At 37.8% G+C, this 20,826-nt stretch carries 21 protein-coding genes and 1 pseudogene; all 22 read left to right on the top strand.

The window, feature by feature from the left end:
* Positions 1 to 6: 6 nt before the first annotated feature.
* The 22 genes and pseudogenes from MHB65_RS05395 (at position 7) to dxr (ending at position 20,789) form a co-directional block, all read left to right on the top strand.
* A complete protein-coding gene (locus tag MHB65_RS05395; protein ID WP_342442702.1) occupies positions 7 to 2,079 on the top strand; it encodes a chemotaxis protein CheA in 2,073 nt (690 codons plus the stop codon).
* 27 nt (positions 2,080 to 2,106) lie between these two features.
* Positions 2,107 to 2,553 (top strand): chemotaxis protein CheW, encoded by a 447-nt coding sequence (locus MHB65_RS05400; RefSeq protein ID WP_205441962.1) that lies wholly within the window; start codon positions 2,107 to 2,109, stop codon positions 2,551 to 2,553.
* Between the two features lie 9 nt (positions 2,554 to 2,562).
* On the top strand, positions 2,563 to 3,195 hold the full coding sequence (locus tag MHB65_RS05405) for a chemotaxis protein CheC (RefSeq protein ID WP_205441964.1): 633 nt from the start codon (positions 2,563 to 2,565) through the stop codon (positions 3,193 to 3,195).
* Positions 3,196 to 3,197: 2 nt separating this feature from the next.
* Entirely contained in the window at positions 3,198 to 3,701 is a 504-nt protein-coding gene (locus MHB65_RS05410; protein WP_205447315.1) for a chemotaxis protein CheD, read from the top strand.
* Positions 3,701 to 4,072: a hypothetical protein gene (locus MHB65_RS05415; RefSeq protein WP_342442703.1), complete on the top strand. Its 372-nt coding sequence runs from the start codon at positions 3,701 to 3,703 to the stop codon at positions 4,070 to 4,072. Before MHB65_RS05410 ends, MHB65_RS05415 begins: the two co-directional genes overlap by 1 nt.
* A 267-nt stretch (positions 4,073 to 4,339) precedes the next feature.
* Entirely contained in the window at positions 4,340 to 5,566 is a 1,227-nt protein-coding gene (locus MHB65_RS05420; RefSeq protein WP_342442704.1) for an amidohydrolase, read from the top strand.
* 181 nt (positions 5,567 to 5,747) lie between these two features.
* On the top strand, positions 5,748 to 7,157 hold the full coding sequence (locus MHB65_RS05425) for a C4-dicarboxylate ABC transporter permease (RefSeq protein ID WP_342442705.1): 1,410 nt from the start codon (positions 5,748 to 5,750) through the stop codon (positions 7,155 to 7,157).
* A gap of 47 nt (positions 7,158 to 7,204) precedes the next feature.
* Positions 7,205 to 7,606 carry a nucleoside deaminase gene (locus MHB65_RS05430; RefSeq protein WP_342442706.1) on the top strand — a complete coding sequence of 134 codons (402 nt, stop codon included), beginning with the start codon at positions 7,205 to 7,207 and terminating at the stop codon, positions 7,604 to 7,606.
* Between the two features lie 22 nt (positions 7,607 to 7,628).
* Positions 7,629 to 8,852: an amidohydrolase gene (locus MHB65_RS05435; RefSeq protein WP_342442707.1), complete on the top strand. Its 1,224-nt coding sequence runs from the start codon at positions 7,629 to 7,631 to the stop codon at positions 8,850 to 8,852.
* 28 nt (positions 8,853 to 8,880) lie between these two features.
* The gene (locus tag MHB65_RS05440) at positions 8,881 to 10,101 is read left to right on the top strand and encodes an amidohydrolase (RefSeq protein ID WP_342442708.1); all 1,221 of its coding nucleotides are present in this window, start codon (positions 8,881 to 8,883) and stop codon (positions 10,099 to 10,101) included.
* Positions 10,102 to 10,235: 134 nt separating this feature from the next.
* Positions 10,236 to 11,468, top strand: a complete 1,233-nt coding sequence (locus tag MHB65_RS05445) for an amidohydrolase (RefSeq protein WP_342443698.1) — start codon at positions 10,236 to 10,238, stop codon at positions 11,466 to 11,468.
* Positions 11,469 to 11,537: 69 nt separating this feature from the next.
* A pseudogene (locus tag MHB65_RS05450) lies at positions 11,538 to 12,310 on the top strand (sodium:solute symporter family protein); the annotation flags it as partial.
* 317 nt (positions 12,311 to 12,627) lie between these two features.
* Positions 12,628 to 13,398 (top strand): FliA/WhiG family RNA polymerase sigma factor, encoded by a 771-nt coding sequence (locus MHB65_RS05455; protein WP_205441974.1) that lies wholly within the window; start codon positions 12,628 to 12,630, stop codon positions 13,396 to 13,398.
* Between the two features lie 23 nt (positions 13,399 to 13,421).
* Entirely contained in the window at positions 13,422 to 13,724 is a 303-nt protein-coding gene (locus MHB65_RS05460; RefSeq protein WP_342442709.1) for an RNA polymerase subunit sigma, read from the top strand.
* A 9-nt stretch (positions 13,725 to 13,733) separates the two neighbouring features.
* Positions 13,734 to 14,312: a hypothetical protein gene (locus tag MHB65_RS05465; protein WP_342442710.1), complete on the top strand. Its 579-nt coding sequence runs from the start codon at positions 13,734 to 13,736 to the stop codon at positions 14,310 to 14,312.
* A 156-nt stretch (positions 14,313 to 14,468) separates the two neighbouring features.
* Positions 14,469 to 15,188, top strand: a complete 720-nt coding sequence (rpsB, locus tag MHB65_RS05470; protein WP_008180715.1) for a 30S ribosomal protein S2 — start codon at positions 14,469 to 14,471, stop codon at positions 15,186 to 15,188.
* A 101-nt stretch (positions 15,189 to 15,289) separates the two neighbouring features.
* Positions 15,290 to 16,177 (top strand): translation elongation factor Ts, encoded by an 888-nt coding sequence (gene tsf / locus MHB65_RS05475; protein WP_016994555.1) that lies wholly within the window; start codon positions 15,290 to 15,292, stop codon positions 16,175 to 16,177.
* Positions 16,178 to 16,393: 216 nt separating this feature from the next.
* On the top strand, positions 16,394 to 17,119 hold the full coding sequence (gene pyrH / locus MHB65_RS05480; RefSeq protein WP_205441977.1) for a UMP kinase: 726 nt from the start codon (positions 16,394 to 16,396) through the stop codon (positions 17,117 to 17,119).
* Positions 17,119 to 17,676 (top strand): ribosome recycling factor, encoded by a 558-nt coding sequence (gene frr / locus MHB65_RS05485; RefSeq protein ID WP_205441979.1) that lies wholly within the window; start codon positions 17,119 to 17,121, stop codon positions 17,674 to 17,676. The genes pyrH and frr overlap by 1 nt, the downstream gene beginning before the upstream one ends.
* 311 nt (positions 17,677 to 17,987) lie before the next feature.
* On the top strand, positions 17,988 to 18,782 hold the full coding sequence (locus MHB65_RS05490) for an isoprenyl transferase (RefSeq protein WP_205441980.1): 795 nt from the start codon (positions 17,988 to 17,990) through the stop codon (positions 18,780 to 18,782).
* Positions 18,779 to 19,579, top strand: a complete 801-nt coding sequence (locus MHB65_RS05495; RefSeq protein WP_205441981.1) for a phosphatidate cytidylyltransferase — start codon at positions 18,779 to 18,781, stop codon at positions 19,577 to 19,579. Before MHB65_RS05490 ends, MHB65_RS05495 begins: the two co-directional genes overlap by 4 nt.
* A gap of 64 nt (positions 19,580 to 19,643) precedes the next feature.
* Entirely contained in the window at positions 19,644 to 20,789 is a 1,146-nt protein-coding gene (gene dxr, locus MHB65_RS05500) for a 1-deoxy-D-xylulose-5-phosphate reductoisomerase (protein WP_342442711.1), read from the top strand.
* The last annotated feature ends 37 nt before the right edge of the window (positions 20,790 to 20,826 follow it).

Here is a 20,826-nt window from a genome sequence, read left to right on the forward strand (position 1 = left end):
CCTCTTATGGAAGTCAATCAATATTTAGAGATGTTTATTGAAGAAAGTAAAGAGCATTTACAAGCATGTAGTGAACACTTATTAGAGTTAGAAAAAAATCCAGATGATTTGGCAATTGTTGGGGAAATATTCCGCTCTGCACATACATTAAAAGGTATGTCTGCCACAATGGGCTTTGAAGATTTAGCAGATTTAACACACAAAATGGAGAATGTTTTAGATGCTATCCGTAATGAGAAGATTCATGTAACACCTGAAATTTTAGATGTCGTATTTGAATCTGTTGATCATTTAGAAGAAATGGTAATGGATATTGCCAACGGCGGAGATGGTAAGCGTGATGTTTCTTCAACTGTTGCGCAGCTGAAGCGCATAGAATTAGGTGAGGAAGCCCTACCAGAGGTGGTAGCAACAGTTGCTGCACCAGTTGTTGAAAGTGTATTAGAATATGATTCATTTGAACAAACAGTCATTACACAATCGGCTGAACAAGGCTTCAATGCTTTTGAAATTTCAGTAACATTACGTGAGGATTGCCTTCTAAAGGCAGCACGTGTATTTATGGTGTTTGAGATTTTAGAAAAAGATGGGGATGTCATTAAATCAAGTCCAACTGTTGAAAAGCTTGAGGACGAACAGTTTGATCAACAGTTTTATGTTGCATTTGTCACAAAAACAACAGCAGAGGATATGCAGAAAAAGCTAATGAAAGTTTCTGAAGTTGATGAAGTTATTGTGACAACAATCGACCAAAGGAAATTTAGTGAAAAAGAATTCGAAGCTCACCAAGAAGTAGCAGCAACTGCAACAGCAGTGGTTGAGGTAGAGGCAATCTCTACTGCTACACCTGCTGCTAAAGCTGAGCCTGTTGCGAAACCGGTCAAAGAAGCTGCACCTGCAAAGGCTGACAAAAATCATGCACCTGTAGGTAATAAAACAATTCGTGTAAATATAGAACGTCTGGATATTTTAATGAACTTGTTTGAGGAGCTTGTCATTGATCGTGGCCGACTGCAATCAATCTCTACTGAAGTAAATCATGGCGAGCTAAATGAAACAGTAGAGCGAATGAGTCGTGTGATGGGTGATTTGCAAACGATTATTTTAACGATGCGCATGGTACCAGTAGAAACAGTTTTCAATCGTTTCCCGAAAATGATTCGTCAGCTATCGCGTGATTTAAATAAGAAAATCAACCTCGAAATCATTGGTGCTGAAACAGAATTAGATCGTACAGTCATCGATGAGATTGGAGATCCGCTTGTTCACTTAATCCGTAACTCTGTGGATCATGGCATTGAAAATCCAACTGCTCGTCGTGCAAAAGGTAAGCCTGAAGAAGGAACAGTTGTATTGCGTGCGTATCATAGCGGTAACTACGTCTTTATTGAAATTGAAGATGATGGTGCGGGCATAAATCGAGAAAAAGTATTAGCGAAAGCTATTTCAAAAGGTATTGTTACGCAAGAACAGTCTTATTCAATGTCTGATAAACAAATTAATGAGCTTATTTTAGCTTCGGGCTTCTCAACTGCAGATGTCATTTCTGATGTATCTGGTCGTGGAGTAGGTTTAGATGTTGTAAAAACAACGATTGAATCACTAGGTGGCAATATTTCAATTGAATCAACTCAAGATGTTGGATCCATCTTCTCGATTCAATTACCACTGACATTATCGATCATTTCAGTTATGCTTGTGGAGATTGAAAAGGAAATTTATGCAATTCCACTATCTTCTATTATTGAAACATCTATTATCCGTTCATCAGAGATTATGAATGCGCATAATCAAAAAGTAATCGACTTCCGTGGCAAGGTTGTGCCATTGGTATTCTTAGAAGAAATCTTTGAGGTACCTCGTCAAGAGCCGCAAGATGAAGAATTCCACTCAGTAGTGATTGTCCGTAAGGGTGAAAAACTTGCTGGTTTAGTAGTGGATTCATTTATTGGCCAACAAGAAATTGTCTTGAAGTCATTAGGAAATTACTTAACAAATATCTTTGCCATTTCAGGAGCAACAATCTTAGGCAATGGTAAAGTAGCCTTAATTGTAGATTGCAACGCACTAATTAAATAAGGTGAATGAATAAGAGAGGTGTAAAGTATGACAAATGCAGTGGAGCAAGAAAGTATTAAAGTAATTGTTTTTCAATTAGCAGATAAAGAATATGCAATTCCTGTGTCTCATGTACAAGGAATCGAGAAGTTAATGCATATCACACGTGTACCGAAAACAGCGAATTATGTAAAAGGTGTAATCAATCTACGAGGTGTTGTCACGCCGATTGTTGATTTACGTGAACGTTTTGAATTACCAATCTCTGAACATGAAGAAACAACACGTATTATCATTATTTCATTAGAAGATATGGAAGTAGGCTTTGTAGTAGATTCTGCTAACGACGTTATTGATATTCCTGCAAGTGCTATTGAACCGCAACCAGAAGTTGTTGGCTCACTTGAAGAAGAATTTATTTCAGGCGTTGCTAAAGTAGAAAAGCGATTATTAATCTTATTACATTTAGAAAAAGTATTAAATCCACTAAAGTAGGGATCGATAATGACATTTAATCAAAAAATAACATCGCTACATTTAGATGTATTAAAGGAAATTGGAAACATTGGTGCTGCGCATGCCGCGACAGCACTTTCCAATTTACTTGGGAAAAAAATAGATATGCGTGTTCCAAAGGTAGAAATGGTATCCTTTAACGATATGATGGAGTTGGCTGGCGGATCAGAAAACGTCGTTGTTGGCATTTACCTTCGTATTGAAGGTGATGCAGAGGGGAGTATGTTCTTTATTTTACCTATCGAACAAGCAAACCGCTTTATACGTCGACTCATTTTCGATGACTCATTTGACTTTGAAAAACGACCTGTTTCAGAGTTAGGTTTATCAGCTATGCAAGAAATGGGAAATATTTTATCGGGCTCCTATTTATCTGCCCTATCAGATTTTACTAACTTGAAAATTTACCCGACTGTGCCAGGTCTAAGTGTTGATATGTTTGGAGCTATAATAAGTATTGGTTTAATAGAATTATCTCATGTCAGTGATAATGTTATTGTTATAAATACATCCATTTTTGAAGAAGGTGTGGAAGACCTTGAAACGGTGAGAGGCCATTTCTTCCTACTACCAGATCCTGACTCATTTGATGCGATTTTTAAAGCATTAGGGGTTTCATGATGATGTTAAGCAATAGTAGTGGACAAGTGATTAAAGTGGGAATTGCACAAATGGATGTAGTAAAGCTACCTAACACGATTCGAACTTCGGGTCTTGGTTCATGTGTTGGTGTTATTTTGTATGATGAGTCAAAAAAAATTGCTGGTTTAATCCATGTGATGTTACCAGATTCAAGCTTAGGAAGAGCTGAGTCAATCAATGTCGCAAAATTTGCAGATTCAGGCATTGCTGCAATGGTTGATTTATTAAAGTTAGAAGGCGTTCAAAAATTTAAACTCAAAGCAAAAATTGCAGGGGGTGCGCAGATGTTCCAATTTACTTCTGACAAAGATACAATGCGTATCGGTCCCCGCAATGTAGAAGCTGTCAAAAATGAATTAAAGAGACATGGAATCCCTTTAGTGGCCGAGGATACTGGTGGAAATAGTGGTAGAACGATTGAATTTAATCCTGCAACGTCGATATTACATATTCGAACAGTTAACCAGGGAGTGAGCGAAATCTAATGTTTGGTTCTATATTTTACAACCTATGGGGAGCATTAATTGCCTTTTCTATTTATTTTTTTAGTACATTTCAAGAATCATATACGCCCCTGCGAATCCTGATTGGCTCATTTATTGTAGCAATCATCGTATTTTTTGTAATGTTTATTGTACGTTTTTTAATTGCTTACATCTTGTTTACACCAGAGGTAGATGAGGAAGCAGTTGAAGATGATTTAGATGAAAAGGAACTTGATTCAACAGAAGGCGTAACACAAGAAGCGCCAACAGCTAATTCCACGGTTGAATTTCAAGATGAGAATTCTGAGGAAATTGCACAAGTAGTACGAACGATGATGAATCGAGAAGAAGACCAACAAGTGAATGCGTAAAAGAGAGAGTCGTGAATAGCGACTCTTTTTTTATTTGGCTTTGAAGTTTATAGTATATGAAAAACTTAAGTAAAATTAATTTTTTTTATATTATTCATATATACACTCTTCATGTTAGCATATTTGTACAAAGGAAAAGCCTTTAATCAGAAAACTACAAATTATATAAAAAATGTAGTTTGTCATAACAAATGCCTTGTCCTGGAAGTCAATCAAAAGAATAGGGTGAAAAACAGCTAAAAACAAGTCACATATGGAGGAATGGTGATGCAGCAAGAGTATTGGTTAATGAATGTGCTTCTTGAAAAAAGCTATGAGAAGGACAGAAGTGTCATTGTAGGTACGACAACCGAGCTTTGTCACCTTCATATTAAAGAAGGGATCATAGTGAATATCTTATCAGCAGATCAACCAGTAGACAGCAATATCGAAAAAATTGACGGAAAAATGAAATTACTCATGCCGAGTTTTATTGAAAAACATGTTCATCTAGATAAAACATTTCTAGGTGGACCTTGGGTTGCTGTAAAACAGGAAGAATCCATTATTGATCAATGCAAGCTCGAACATAATAGATTAATAGCATTGACAATGACTACTGAAGAACGGGCAATAGTTTTATTAGATAAACTACTACAGAATGGGTCTACGCATGTTCGAACACATGTAGATATTTACCCTGAAGTAGGACTTGAAAATATTGTAGAAGTTATGCAAGCATTGACTCATTTTTCTGGGAGGCTTTCCTATGAAGTAGTTGCTTTTCCACAGCACGGTTTAGTTAGAAAGAAGGCTAAGAGCATGGTTCGAGATGCATTGCGCCTTGGGGCAGGCATTGTCGGTGGTGTTGATCCTGCATCGGTCGATGGCAATATTGAAGAGTCCTTATTCCAAATGATGGATCTAGCTGTGGAAACAAATGCGGAAATAGATCTTCATCTACATGATAGTGACTACTTAGGTATTTATACAATGAAACGGTTAGCAGCATTTACAATGGATGCTGGCTGGCAAGGACGTGTAAATATTAGTCATGCTTTTGCATTAGGACAAATTCCATTGACTGAAGCTGAAGAAATGGCAGACCTCTTAGTGGAAGCAGGTATTTCCATAACGACAGCTTTACAACATAATGTTACCTTGCCACCTGTTCCACTGCTGAAGGAAAAAGGGGTACGAGTTGCAGTGGGAAGTGATAATATTTACGATGCTTGGAGACCATTTGGTAATGGAGATTTGCTTGAGCGCGTTGGCCGCTTAACAAATAGATTTCACTTGTTAGATGAATATTCTTTAGATCAATCACTTGGTTATATCACGAATGGTATCACATTATTAGACAAGGAAGGCAATAGAATGTGGCCCATTCAAGGTAGTGAGGCCAATATGGTATTAGTGGAAGCTGGCTGTGTAGCAGAAGCAATCGCTCGACGTGTAAAACGAATAGCTGTTTTTTTTCAAGGAAAGCTTGTTGCAGGAACGATACATGGTTAAACGTGTTATCACTTAAAAAGACGAAATTTTCTGCAAATTAAATTGCGATCACTGTTCATTCTATTAATTAATCTTAATAAAATCTATTCATTAGGAAAAACCAGATTTATCTTGGTTGTACATTTTGATAGATTTTTTCAACTAAGAGAAAGTTTAGCTGCAAAGGGGAGAAAGTGGAGTTATGACTACAGTTCAGTCAAATGATCTTCAAAACAAAAAAAAGAAAAAAAGAGAAATAAATGTTTTTGTCCTTATTTTATCAATGTTAGTGATTGCCACTATTATTACTTACATTGTACCAACAGGTGAATATACCCGGTCAGATGTGGATGGCAGAAATGTAGTAGTGCCTGATACGTATCAGACGATTGAATCTTCACCAATTAGTTTGATGGGGCTCATTACATCCATTCATACAGGAATGGTAGATTCAGCACCTATTATTTTCTTTGTTCTGATTATTGGTGGAACATTGGGGGTATTATCAGCAACTGGAGCAGTTGAAGCGTTAATTGCCACAGCTTCGAGGAAGTTCGCCAAAAAAGAAAAATGGTTGATTCCAATTATTATGCTGTTTTTTGCCTTAGCAGGAACACTAATAGGGATGGCTGAAGAAACATTGGCCTATATTGGTATTTTGGTGCCTATTGCCATCGCACTTGGATTTGATGCTATTACAGGGGCAGCTATTGTATTGGTTGGGGCATCTGTTGGTTTTATGACAGCCGTGTTAAATCCATTTACTGTAGGGATTGCACAGGGGATTGCTCAATTACCGCCATTTTCAGGGATTGGCTATCGTATTGTGTTGTTTGTTATTACGTATTTGGTTTCTGTTTGGTATATTCAGCGCTATGCTTTAAAAATAAAACGTGATCCTTCAAAAGGATTTTTCCCAATTGGCAAGTACGACAAATTAGACGATACAGCCAATGTTCAACTTAATACTACACATAAGATTGTCCTCGGTTGTTTCTTACTAAATTTTGTTGTGCTTATTTTCGGTGTGATTAAGTTCAGTTGGTATATTACAGAAATTGCTGGTATTTTTACGTTGCTAGCTATCGTCATTGCTTTTGCAGGGAAAATTTCTGCAAACAAAGCAGTGAATGCATTTATGCAGGGTGCAGGTGGTATTTTGTCAGGGGCATTAATCATCGGTGTTGCGAGAGCAATTGTTGTCGTGTTAACAGATGGTCATGTCATTGATACATTATTATTTCATGCATCATCCTTAATTCATCATTTCCCACCTGTATTGAGTGCTGTAGGAATGTATTTTTTACAGTTTATTCTTCATTTTTTTGTTCCTTCAGGAAGTGGTCAAGCAGCATTAACGATGCCTATTATGGCACCGCTTGCTGATCTTGTAGGGGTAACACGTCAAACAGCTGTACTTAGCTTTTCAATGGGGGACGCCATTGGCAATATCATCTTCCCAACAAATGGCCCACTTATGGCAGCACTTGCATTAGCTGGTATCCCATGGGTGCGTTGGTTGAAATGGATTTGGCCACTGGTTGCCATTCACATTCTTATCGGTTTGACTGCAGTCATCGTCGCACATTTTATCAATTACGGCCCGTTTTAATGTATGAGAAAGTAATAGAAATTCGCTATTTCTAGGAGGGAAACGATATGAAATCACATGACTTTATGAAACAAGCACTTGACTTAGCTAAGGAAAATGAAAGAACAAAACATGGTGCTCCTTTTGGTGCAATTGTGGTTAAAAATGGACAGATGATTGGCTCTGGTGTAAATGAGGTTGCAATCACCAATGATTTGACGAATCATGCAGAGATTCAAGCAATCCGTCAAGCTTGTCATGCACTGAAAACGACCAATTTAGAAGGTTGCGAAATGTATGCAAGCACAGAACCATGTCCTATGTGTTTGAGTGCCATTTATTATTCTAAAATTTCTACAGTTTATTATTTTAATGCTAGTAATCCTAGTCAAAATTATGTCTACCATCAACTATCTTTACCCCATCAAGAGAGGGCCATTCAGATGGTTCATCTAGCTAGTAATCTTTAATAAAATTCGGGAGGTTCAATCAATGCTACCAACAGCGTATTGGCTAACAAATGTACGATTAGAAACGGGTTATCATTACGATAATGGGGCCGTTATAGAAACAAAAACGGCTCTTTTTAATATACAAGTCGAAAATGGTAAAATAAAACAAATGAAAGGTGTAGATCAGCCTTTAGAAACTGATTTGCCTAAGCGAGATGCACATAGTTATTTAATGCTCCCTTCTTTTAGAGATATGCATATTCATATTGATAAAACCTATTTTGGTGGGCCATGGAAGGCTCCTTCGATTCCAACAGAAGGTCTAATCACAAGATTAAAAGAGGAAGAGATTCTACTGCCTAGCTTATTGCCTGTTGCAGAGGAAAGAGCAAAAAATATACTTGATTTACTGTTACATGCGGGTTCAACACATATTCGTACGCATTGTAATATTGATCCGTTTATTGGGTTGAAAAATTTAGAAGCAGTCTTAAGAGCTAAAGAGGCTTACAAAGATAAAGTTGCTTTAGAGATTGTTGCTTTCCCGCAACATGGGCTATTACGTAGTGATTCCATTTCTTTAGTAAGGGAAGCTTTGCGAAGTGGAGCGTCTCTAGTAGGTGGTGTAGACCCAGCAACGATCGATGAAAATATTGAAAAATCTTTACAAACGGTGATGGAATTAGCGGTGGAAGCTAATGCAAATGTTGATCTGCATATCCACGATCCTGGCCATCTTGGTATTTTTACCTTTAAACGATTAGCCGCATTAACAGAGGAAGTGGGTTGGCAAGGTCGAGTGACAATTAGTCATGCGATGGCCCTTGCTGATGTTTCTATTAATGAAGCAAGTGAAGTCGCAGCGTTACTAGCACATCATGGTATTGACATTACCTCGTCTGTTCCATTGGATCATACCATTCCTATTCCTCTATTAGATCAAAAGGGTGTTCAAATCTCTTTAGGTGATGATAGCATTACGGATCACTGGTCACCGTTTGGTATAGGTGACAGCTTAGAAAAAGTGGGTACGCTAGCTGAACGCTTTGGTTTAAGTGATGAACGTTCACTTGGTCAAAGTCTAAAGTATATTACGGGAGGCGTAACACCTTTAAGCAATGAAGGACAGCTCCTTTGGCCGAATATTGGAGATGCAGCGAATGTCGTGTTTGTTGAAGCAACTTGTTCAGCAGAAGCAGTAGCAAGGAGAGCAAGAAGAGTGGCAGTTCTCTTTAAAGGAAAAATAGTTGCGGGCGGGCTTTAATTATTGAAGAGGAAAGGATAAATCTGAAATGAACTCTACTTTTTGGTTAACAAATGTACGTCTTGAAACGGATTATCATTTTGAAAACGACACGATTACCAAAACGAATACGGCTTGTTTTCATCTATTCATAAAAGATGGAAAAATTGCAGAAATAGTTTCTGCTAATAGCCTATTAAATGATGATTACCCAAAAAAAGATATGAAACAGCTATTAGCATTGCCTTCTTTTATAGAAAAACATTGTCATTTGGATAAAACTCTCTTGAGTGACCAATGGCGGGCAGTTACACCTGTGAACAATATTTTCGAACGTTGTGAAATTGAAAAAGAGGTACTTCCAGCCTTGCATACAACTACACAGCAACGCGCTGAGGAATTACTTAGTCGTTATGTGCAGTTAGGCGTTACACATGTACGTACGCATGTGGATTTATATCCTGAGGTAGGTTTGAAAAATTTAGAGGAGGTTCAAAAAGCTTTACAAACTTTTGAAGGGAAGTTGTCTTATGAAATCGTTGCCTTTCCGCAACATGGTCTATTACGAACAAAGGCAACCAATTTAATAAGGGAAGCTTTACGTTGTGGGGCAGGATTTGTCGGAGGTGTCGATCCAGCTACAGTGGATGGTGATATTGAGGCTTCCCTACAACAAATGGTGGAACTCGCTGTTGAAGGAAACGCAGGAATTGACTTGCATTTGCATGACCCAGACCAATTGGGTACTTTCACCATGAAGAGATTAGCCCAATTAACAAAAGAAGCTGGTTTACAAGGCAAAGTAGCCATTAGCCATGCCTTTGGGCTTGGAGATGTTTCAAGCACTGAGGCAGAAGAAATGGCGGACATCTTATGTGATGCAGGAATTACGATTGTGACGAGTGTACCCCTACGTAGAAAGTACCCACCTGTTGGTTTATTACACCGTAAAGGAGTACCCGTTGCAATTGGGTGTGACAATATCTTTGATGTTTGGTCCCCATTTGGTAACGGAGATCTATTAGAACGAGCTGGTCGTTTGGCAAAAAGCTCAGGTTGGGGGGATGAACGCTCATTAGCCCAAACTCTTCAATTTATTACAGGGGGAAAAACCCCACTCAATCAAGCGGGTGAGCAAACATGGCCAAAAGTGGGAGATAGTGCAAATATGGTGTTCGTGGAGGCTTCTTGCTCTGCTGAAGCAATTGCTCGAAGATCTCAACGCAAGGCAACTCTATTCAATGGAAACTTTGTCTATAGTTCGATTTAAAGCAAAAGCTTATTGATAAGGGATGGTATTATTAGCTTCTATTAGAAACCATCCCTATCTAAATTGATAATTTTTTTGAATTTAATTTTCTTAATATTTTAATAATTGATAGAGGAAAGGTGAAGCGGATTATGCTGGGCTCGACATTTTGGATTACAAATGCGCTATTAGAAAGTGGTTTTCACTATGAGAATAATGTAGCCATTGAGACAATCACGGAAAAGGTTCATATTATAATAGATAATGGCTTTATTACAGCTATTGTTGCTGCTAGTACGCCATTAAGCGATCAACTACCTAAAAAAGATGCAAGAAACTTATTAATTCTTCCCTCATTTATAGAAAAACATTGTCATTTAGATAAAACATTGATTGGAGACTCTTGGAGATCCTGTCGTCAAGTAGCCAACCGAATCGAGCGCTGCAACTTTGAAAAAAATTTGCTGCCTACTTTAGCAACAACAACTAAAGAAAGAGCAGAGGCGCTTTTACAAGTATTAGTAAATGCTGGATCAACGCATATTCGTACCCATGTTGATATTTATCCTGAAGCAGGACTTCATTATTTAGAAGCTGTACAGCAAGCATTGACAACATTTGATGGAAGATTATCACATGAGATTGTAGCCTTTCCACAGCATGGTTTACTACGTACAAACTCAAAAGATTTAGTGAGAGCAGCTTTACGTGAAGGGGCTAATTTGGTAGGTGGAGTCGACCCTGCTGTTATAGATGGTGATATTGAGGCATCTTTACAGCAAATGATGGATATTGCTGTGGAAGCAAATGTTGGTATTGATCTACATTTACACGATCCAAGTCATCTTGGAATTTTTACGATGAGACGTTTAGCAGCACTTACAGAAGATGCAGGCTGGCAGGGAAGAGTAACCATTAGCCATGCCTACGGGTTAGGGGAGGTTTCTTTAGCTGAGGCAGAAGATGTAGCTGACATGCTAGTAGCATCGAATATATCGCTTATTACGAGTGTGCCTATTCATGGCCCTATACCTCCCATTGATTTATTGAGAAAAAAGGGAGTGCCCATTGCCATAGGGTGTGATAATATTTTTGATTCATGGTCTCCTTTTGGAAATGGCGATATTCTTGACCGGGCAAGCCGTATGGCAGAGCGATTTAACTGGATTGACGAGCAATCATTAGCTCAAACACTAGGCTTTATTACGAATGGTAAAACACCTTTAGATCAGATGGGGAAACGAATTTGGCCAAACATTGGTGATGAAGCAAGCATGGTATTTGTAGAAGCAAGTTGTTCAGCTGAAGCAATAGCTAGAAGATCTAGACGCCACGCTGTTATGTATAAGGGAAACGTAGTTGCAGGTGAACTGAATGCCGTTGAGTAGGACAATCATTGTCGATTGTAAATTTGAAAGGAGAACATACTTTGAAACTTATCAAACTATTAGCATCATTCCATACCTAGTGAAGGGTTAAGTCCGACATGGTTTATTTCTACAGTATTACTAACCTCGCTTGGGTTTTATATGTACCCACATGCATTTGGTGCGATATATGCAGGTAAAAGTGAAAAAGCATTCCACAAAAATACAATTATTATGCCATTATATCAATAGATATTGCTCTTTGTATTTTTTGTTGGATTTGCTGCGATTCTTCAAATTCTGACTTTGCAAGGTGATGAAGTTGACTTATCGCTATTACGTTTATCTAAAATGGCTTTCGATCCATGGGTCATGGTGTCATTGGAGCGGCTGGCGTACTACCAGCATTAGTTCCAGGTTCAATGCTGTTACTGTCTGTCGCTACATTACTAGCAAAAAATGTTTATGGTGTATTTGTACCAACTGCTACAGAAAAACAAATTGTTCAGTTAGCAAAGTTTTTAGTACCTGTCGTTGCATTAATCGCACTGTTCTTCACATTTCAAAGTGGAACAATAGGTGCAAGTATGGTGACACAACTGTTTCCGTCTCTGATGTTTAGTCTGATGAAAAATAATTTTGTGACAAAGCAAGGGGCCTTTGCAGGTATCATAATGGGTGAAGCAGCCGTAGCCTATATTACGCTGTCAAAAACGACCATTGCCACTTCGTTTCCGTTGCTTCCACATTGGATGAAAGATGTCAATGTAGGGTTCATCGCTCTTTTGCTCAATGTTATGGTTATGTTGCTCGTCAGTAGGGCTACTCAAAAATCATATAAAAAGAATCCAGTAGCTTCATAAACTATAAGCTTTATCATACAAAACTGTATCCAAGTGTCATTACACAATGAGGGTACAGTTTTTGTATGTCTTTAAAAAACAAAGGAATATATTAGAGACTAAGAGAAACAAATGAAATTATAGTCGATTCTTGTTATAATATAGGAAAGATGGCAACTGCTTATCGGGCTTTTAACTATTCAGGGCTCACGTCTAGATTAGCTTAAATGTGGATTTTTTTAAATAACCAAGAAATCCTGTTAAATGATAATTTTTAAGAGCACAAGTAGTCGTTGGCAAAAGGGCGTGAAAAAGCGTTTTTTAGAGAGGTGGATTTCATGACACAACCAATTCTGAACGATGAGCAAAAACTATGGAATCGCTGGATACATGAGCGTGATCCAGATGCTGGTGATTTACTTATAAAAAAATACATTTCTTTAGTATCTTATCATGTCCAACGTATTGGTGCAGGTTTGCCAAAAAGCGTATCACGTGACGATTTAACAAGTTTAGGGATGGTAGGGCTTTTTGATGCACTAAATAAATTTGACATTAACAGAGATTTAAAATTTGATACATATGCTTCGTTTAGAGTAAGAGGAGCCATCATAGATGGTTTACGAAAAGAAGACTGGTTACCGCGGTCAGCACGCGAAAAAGCCAAAAAATTAGATGCTCAAATTGAACAGCTAGAGCAAAAATATATGCGTCATGTAACACCTGAGGAACTTGCGGAGCATATGAAGTTACCTGTTGAAGATGTTTATCAGACGGTGCAGGAGCATTTTTTTTCCAATGTTCTTTCTATTAATGAACAACAAGATCAAGAAGAAACAGATGGCAAGTCATTTGTCATCCGAGATGATACAACAAAAACACCTGAGCAAGCTATCATTAAATCAGAGTTATTAGATGATTTAGCTGAAAATATTCAGAAACTCAATGAAAAAGAACAGCTTGTACTAAGTTTATTTTACACAGAGGAATTAACTTTGACTGAAATTGGTGAAATGCTTGAACTATCAACATCACGCATTTCACAAATTCATTCAAAAGCGCTATTAAAGCTACGAAAGCTATTATCGAGTGAAATGATTAATGCGTAAATATCCTTGAGGGAGAGATTCCAATGAGTTTAAAAGGTGTTGAGTTACAGATTGCTATTCCAAAAACATTTGAAGCAGGAAAAATGGCAGATCAGGCACAGCAACAAGTATTAGCCCAACAAGCACATGCAAATGAAGCATTAAAAAAAGAAGTTGAGCGTCAACAGAAAATTGTCAATACATCTGAAGATATGGATGAAATTAGTGAGGATGAAGATGCAGGCGGTGAATATTTAACAGGTATTCATAAAAAGAAAAAAAAGGATCAACAAGAAAAACAGGCACAACATCCGTTTAAAGGGAATTTCGTGGATTTTAGTGGATAGGAGTTTACAATGACAACCATTCTAATAGCGGTGCTATTCTTTTTACAGCTCATTTCATTTTACTTTCTTATCATTTTAAACACAAAGTTAGCAAAGTTTAAAGATTTGGAAAAGAAGCAAGAACGATTAATGAGGGAAATGGACGACACCATTAGTGTGTATTTAGCTGAAATGAAAGATGAAAATGACCGTCTTATTAAAGAGTTACAAAATGTCTCACAGTCTGAAATAACGGCTAGTAGCATGCAGCAAACCGAGCAATATGTGGCAACTCAGGAGCAGTCGCCTCTACCAGTAGTACATGAGGTAAAAAGTGATAGTTCTCTAGCCTTAGATAAAGATGCTCGTATCTATGTACCTAAAAATATTGTCGCAAATGCTTATTCACGTCAGCAACAAACAGGTTCAAAAATGGTGCAATCAGCCCCACCTCTAAAAGTGGAGGAGCAAAAAGAACCAGAAAAATTGCTGACAGTGGAACAGCAGGTTCTAGAATTAGCAAAGCAGGGAAAATCACCAGAGGAAATAGCGAAACAACTGCAAAAAGGCAAAACAGAAATCGAGCTTTTACTGAAATTCCATTACTAAATTGTTGCGAATCGTTCAAAGCTATGATATAGTTGCAAATGGTGTTATTAATACACACGCATTTTGATGTAGTAAGTGGTGCTCTAAGCTTAGGGTAGCTTGTTGCAGATGATAAATGCGGAGGATAAAAACCAAACATATTAGGAGGAAATTCACATGTCAGTAATTTCTATGAAACAATTACTTGAAGCTGGTGTACATTTCGGTCACCAAACTCGTCGTTGGAACCCAAAAATGAAGAAATATATCTTCGTTGAACGTAACGGGATCTACATCATCGACTTACAAAAAACTGTTAAAAAATTAGAGGAAGCTTATGACTTCATGCGTCAAGTTGGTCAAGACGGTGGTAAAGTTCTTTTCGTTGGTACGAAAAAACAAGCACAAGAAGCGATCAAAGATGAAGCTGAACGTTCAGGCAACTACTACATCAACCAACGTTGGTTAGGTGGTACTCTTACAAACTTCGGTACAATTCAAAAACGTGTTGCACGTATGAAACAAATCGAAAAAATGGAAGAAGAAGGAACTTTCGAAGTTCTTCCTAAAAAAGAAGTAATCCAACTTAAAAAAGAACACGAACGTCTAATCAAATTCTTAGGCGGTATCCGTGATATGCACGATCTTCCAGACGTAATGTTCGTGGTTGACCCACGTAAAGAACGTATTGCGGTTGCAGAAGCTCGTAAATTAAACATCCCTCTAGTAGGTATTGTTGATACGAACTGTGATCCAGATGAAATCGACTACGTAATCCCTGCTAATGATGATGCTATTCGCGCTGTTAAACTTTTAACTGCTAAAATGGCTGACGCTTTAATCGAGTCAAAACAAGGTGAAGAAGAAGCTCCAGCTGTAGAAGTTGCTGCTGAGTAATTCACGTTTACAAAAAGGTGATAAGTGGCTCAGAACCCTTATCACCTTTTTTAGAACCTATCATTAAATTATGTTCAACCAATTTGAGGAGGAAACACTAAATGGCAAACATTACTGCACAATTAGTAAAAGAATTACGTGAAAAAACTGGCGCTGGTATGATGGATTGTAAAAAAGCGTTAGTACAAACAGATGGCGACTTAGAAGCAGCTATCGACTTCCTACGCGAAAAAGGTCTTTCTTCAGCTGCTAAAAAAGCTGACCGTATCGCTGCGGAAGGTACAACTTACATTTTAGAACAAGGTAACGAAGCAATCATCCTTGAAGTAAACGCTGAAACTGACTTTGTTGCGAAAAACGACAAATTCCAAGTATTAGTTGCATCTTTAGCAGAGCAATTACTTGCTGCTAAACCTGCATCAGTTGAAGCTGCTTTAGAGCTTGCAAATGCTGAAGGCGTGAAAATTGTAGATCAAATCTCTACTGCTATTGCAACAATTGGTGAAAAAATTACACTTCGTCGTTTCGAAATTAAAACAAAATCTGATGCAGATGCATTCGGTTCTTATTTACACATGGGTGGTCGTATTGGTGTATTAGTAACTTTAGAAGGTTCTACTGATGCAGCAGCTGCTAAAGATGTTGCTATGCACATTGCAGCAATCAACCCAACTTATGTTTCTCGCGATGAAGTTTCTGCTGAAGAAGTTGAACGTGAGCGTAAAGTATTAACTGAACAAGCTCTTAACGAAGGTAAACCAGAAAACATCGTTGCAAAAATGGTTGAAGGTCGTCTTGGTAAATATTTCGAAGATGTTTGCTTACTTGACCAAACTTTCGTTAAAAACTCAGATCAAAAAGTACGTGATTTTGTAGCTTCAACTGGCGGTTCTGTAAACGGCTTTGTACGTTACGCTGTTGGTGAAGGTATCGAAAAACGTGAAGATAACTTTGCAGAAGAAGTAATGAGCCAAGTTAAAGGTAACTAATTTAGCTTGCATTTGATTCTAATCAAATAATATCTAGATTATCTAGACAAAAAAATGGGGAACACAACATAGCGTGTTCCCTATTTTTCCGAAGTGAATGAAAAATTGAAGATAATTTTCTATTCTGCCTTATTCATAACTAGCAATTATTGTTAGATATACTATAATGGAAAAGGGAATAGGGATGTTTTAAATAAAGTCTTACGGAGGTTTACAATGAGTGTACCGCAATATAAACGAGTAGTTATTAAACTAAGTGGTGAAGCGTTAGCTGGAGAAGCGGGCTTCGGTTTATCACCAAAAATAATCAAGTCTGTTGCAGAAGAAGTAAAAGAAGTAGTAGATCTTGATGTAGAAGTTGCTGTTGTTGTAGGTGGCGGTAATATATGGCGTGGGAAAATAGGTAGTGAAATGGGAATGGATCGTGCAGCTGCGGACTATATGGGCATGCTGGCAACCGTAATGAACTCCCTAGCTTTACAAGATGCACTTGAAAAATTAGGCATTGAAACACGTGTTCAATCTTCTATTGTGATGACTCAAGTAGCGGAGCCATACATTCGTCGTAAAGCAGTTAGACATCTTGAGAAAAAGCGTGTCGTTATCTTTGCAGCAGGGACAGGTAATCCGTTCTTCTCTACTGATACGACTGCCGCATTACGAGCAGCAGAAATTGACGCTGATGCAATTTTAATGGCTAAAAACAATGTTGATGGCGTTTATTCAGCGGATCCTAAATTGGATGAGACAGCCATTAAATATGATACACTCACATACTTAGACGTTATCCAACAAGGCTTACAAGTAATGGATTCAACGGCTTCTACTTTATGTATGGATAACGATATCCCGCTAATTGTTTTCTCAATTACGGAGCCGGGTAACATTAAACGTGCTGTACAAGGCGAGAAAATCGGAACAGTTGTTAGGAGGAATGTATAATGGCTAAACAAGTATTAGAACAAGCAAAAGAAAAAATGAACAAAACAATCGCTGCTTTCTCACGTGAACTAGCTTCTATTCGTGCAGGTCGTGCGAATGCATCTCTATTAGATCGTATTTCGGTTGATTACTATGGAGCACCAACACCAATTAACCAACTTGGGGGTATTTCTGTACCTGAAGCGCGTTTATTAGTAATTACACCTTACGATAAATCAATTTTAGGTGATATTGAAAAAGCAATTATGAAATCAGATATTGGTATCACACCAACAAATGATGGTTCTGTCATTCGTCTAATGATCCCAGCTCTAACGGAAGAGCGTCGTAAGGATCTAGTAAAACAAGTGAAAAAAGAAGCGGAAGACGCAAAAATTGCTGTACGTAATGTTCGTCGTGATGCAAATGATGATTTGAAAAAACTTGAAAAAGCTGGCGAAATCACAGAAGACGATCTACGTGGCTTTGGTGAAGATATCCAAAAATTAACAGATGAATTCATTGTGAAAGTAGATCAAGTAGCGAAAGATAAAGAAAAAGAAATTTTAGAGGTGTAAACTATACTTTTACACGTCTATGATGGAACTTTTTGATGAGATGAAGGCGTCCTATACTTAACAGGACGTCTTTTCTCTTTATTATTCATAGCCAAATTGCTTACTCATGTAGAGAGCATTTATGAAATGTGAAAAGGTCATTAATGATACAATCATCGATTTTTTAACAAACTCATTCTTTAATATGTGTATAGTTCTAAAACAAGCTAGTACATACATAGTCAATTTAGAGGGAAAAAAAAGACAAAAGGCGCTTTTGTTTGTTATGATAGGTTAGTATACGTCCGATTAGTTGTAGTGGGGGAGTTAGCATGTTTAAAAAGCTATTAGGTAAACAAATAAATATGGATACACTATCATTGGAGGAGCGTGTGGCCCTAACTAAAAGCGAGCCGATTCCTGCCCATGTAGCGATTATTATGGACGGAAATGGACGTTGGGCGAAGAAACGAGCTATGCCACGTGTTGCTGGTCATCATGAAGGAATGAAGACGGTACGTAAGGTAACGAGATTTGCGTCAGACTTAGGTATTAAAGTCTTAACTGTCTATGCATTTTCCACTGAAAATTGGAAGCGACCAAAACCTGAGGTTGATTTTCTGATGCGGCTACCTGTTGAATTTTTAGGTTCTTTTTTACCAGAGATGATGGAGCGTAATGTACGTGTCGAAATGATCGGTGACCCATCTTTATTACCTGCCCATACACAAAAAGCGTTGTATGAGGCAATGGAAGAAACGAAGCATAATACAGGGCTTATTCTAAATTTTGCGTTGAATTATGGTAGTCGTTCTGAAATGGTCAATGCCATGAAGAGGATGCTTCAGAAAGTGCAGGACGGTCAATTAACGATGCAAGACATAACAGAAGATTGCTTAACATCTCATTTAATGACGGCCCATTTACCTGAGCCAGATCTTTTAATTCGTACAAGTGGTGAAGTGCGATTAAGTAACTTTATGCTATGGCAGCTCGCCTATACAGAATTTTGGTTTACAGATACATTGTGGCCAGATTTTAGTGAGGAAACCTTACTGGAAGCGGTGGAAAACTATCAGAAACGTAATCGCCGTTACGGTGGGTTGAAGGGAGAAGAAACAACTTGAAACAACGTATTATCACGGCAATAATCGCAGCAGCACTTTTTATTCCGTTCGTTATTTATGGCAAAGTACCGTTTACCATACTTGTGCTTGCAATGGCTATTGTCGGTTTTTATGAAATATTAAAAATGAAAGGTATTTCCATTTTTTCTGTACCTGGCTTCTTAGGGCTGGTCACGTTAATTTTACTTGTTATCCCGAAGGACTGGAGTGAACAGGTTGTAGAATTAATAGGCTATTCGTCTAATCTAATGGTAGTCTATGGTCTCATGATGCTACTTCTTATTTACGTGGTTTTAGTGAAAAATAAAATAACTTTTGATGAAGTTGGTTTTATTTTATTAGGTGCATTTTATGTGGGATTAGGATTCCATTATTTAATTGAAACAAGAAATGTTGGATTAGAGTATGTTGTTTATTGCTTATTAGTGGTTTGGACAACAGATTCCGGTGCTTATTTTGTAGGCAGAAAATTAGGAAAAAATAAGTTATGGCCAGAAATCTCACCAAAGAAAACGATTGAGGGTTTTATAGGTGGAATTGTCATTGCTGTCATTTTTGCAGTTGGTATGCAACTCATTTACCCATTCGCAAATGGTTATATATCACTTGTTTTTGTAACGATTTTTGCCTCAATCATTGGTCAAATGGGCGATTTGGTAGAGTCCGCTATTAAACGTCATTTTGATGTAAAAGATTCGGGCAATATTTTACCAGGGCATGGCGGGATTTTAGATCGCTTTGATAGTCTATTATTTGTCGTGCCACTACTTCATTTTCTACATTTATTTGGTAATTAATCTGTATACGAAAAGGCAGCTTGCTAAATCATTTGCTTAGATAGAAAAAAGGGGACAATTTGTTGTGAAAAAAATTAGTTTATTGGGTGCTACTGGTTCAATCGGTTGGCAAACCTACGATATTTTAAAAGAACAACGTGATGCTTTTCAATTAGTGGCTTTTTCTTCAGGGAAAAACTTAGAGAAAACGCGAGAAATGATTGAAACATTAAAGCCCGAATTAGTTTCAGTGCAATTAGAAGAAGACGCACTTACGCTTGCTAGTGAGTTTCCAAATATCCAATTTACGTTTGGAGCAAAAGGACTTGTAGAGGTCGCAACACACCCAGATTCGACTGTACTAGTCAATGCCGTGCTTGGAAGTGTAGGGCTTGAATCAACATTAGCAGCAATTCGTATGGGCAAAACGATTGCTATTGCTAATAAAGAAACCCTTGTAACTGCTGGACATATAGTGATGGCAGAGGCGAAAAAATACAAGGCAACCATTTTGCCTGTAGATAGTGAACACTCTGCCATCTTCCAATCGATGAATGGCGAGAATCCGAAAAATATTGAACGTTTGATTATTACTGCTTCTGGTGGTAGCTTCCGTGATAAAACGCGAGAGCAATTAAAACACGTGACGGTCGCAGATGCACTTAATCATCCGAACTGGTCTATGGGTGCAAAAATTACGATAGATTCCGCTACAATGATGAATAAGGGATTAGAAGTCATTGAAGCACATGTTTTATTTGATATGCCATATGATAAAATAGATGTACTTTTGCATAGAGAAAGTATTATTCACTCTCTAGTTGAGTATCATGATACTAGTGTTATTGCTCAGCTAGGTACACCAGATATGCGTGTGCCAATCCAATATGCTTTAAGCTACCCAGATCGTATACCATTACATAATGGTCAGCGACTAAATTTAGCGCAAATTGGTCAACTACATTTTCAAGAGATGGACTTTGAGCGATACCCTGCTTTACGTTTAGCATATGAGGCTGGTCGTATGGGTGGTACCATTTTGACAGCGATGAATGCAGCAAACGAAGCAGCAGTTGCAGCCTTTTTACAAGGGAAAATCACATTCCTTGAAATTGATGAGACGATTGAGCGTGTGATGCAAGCACACCAAAACATTGCAATACCAGATTTACAAACCATATTACATGTGGATAGTGAGACAAGAAAAATAGTGTTAGACATGGTAAAATAACGAAAGCACTGTATCGTTAACTAATCGCTATTAAAGG

The sequence above is a fragment of the Lysinibacillus sp. FSL K6-0075 genome, assembly GCF_038592945.1.
GTDB lineage: Bacteria > Bacillota > Bacilli > Bacillales_A > Planococcaceae > Lysinibacillus > Lysinibacillus fusiformis_F.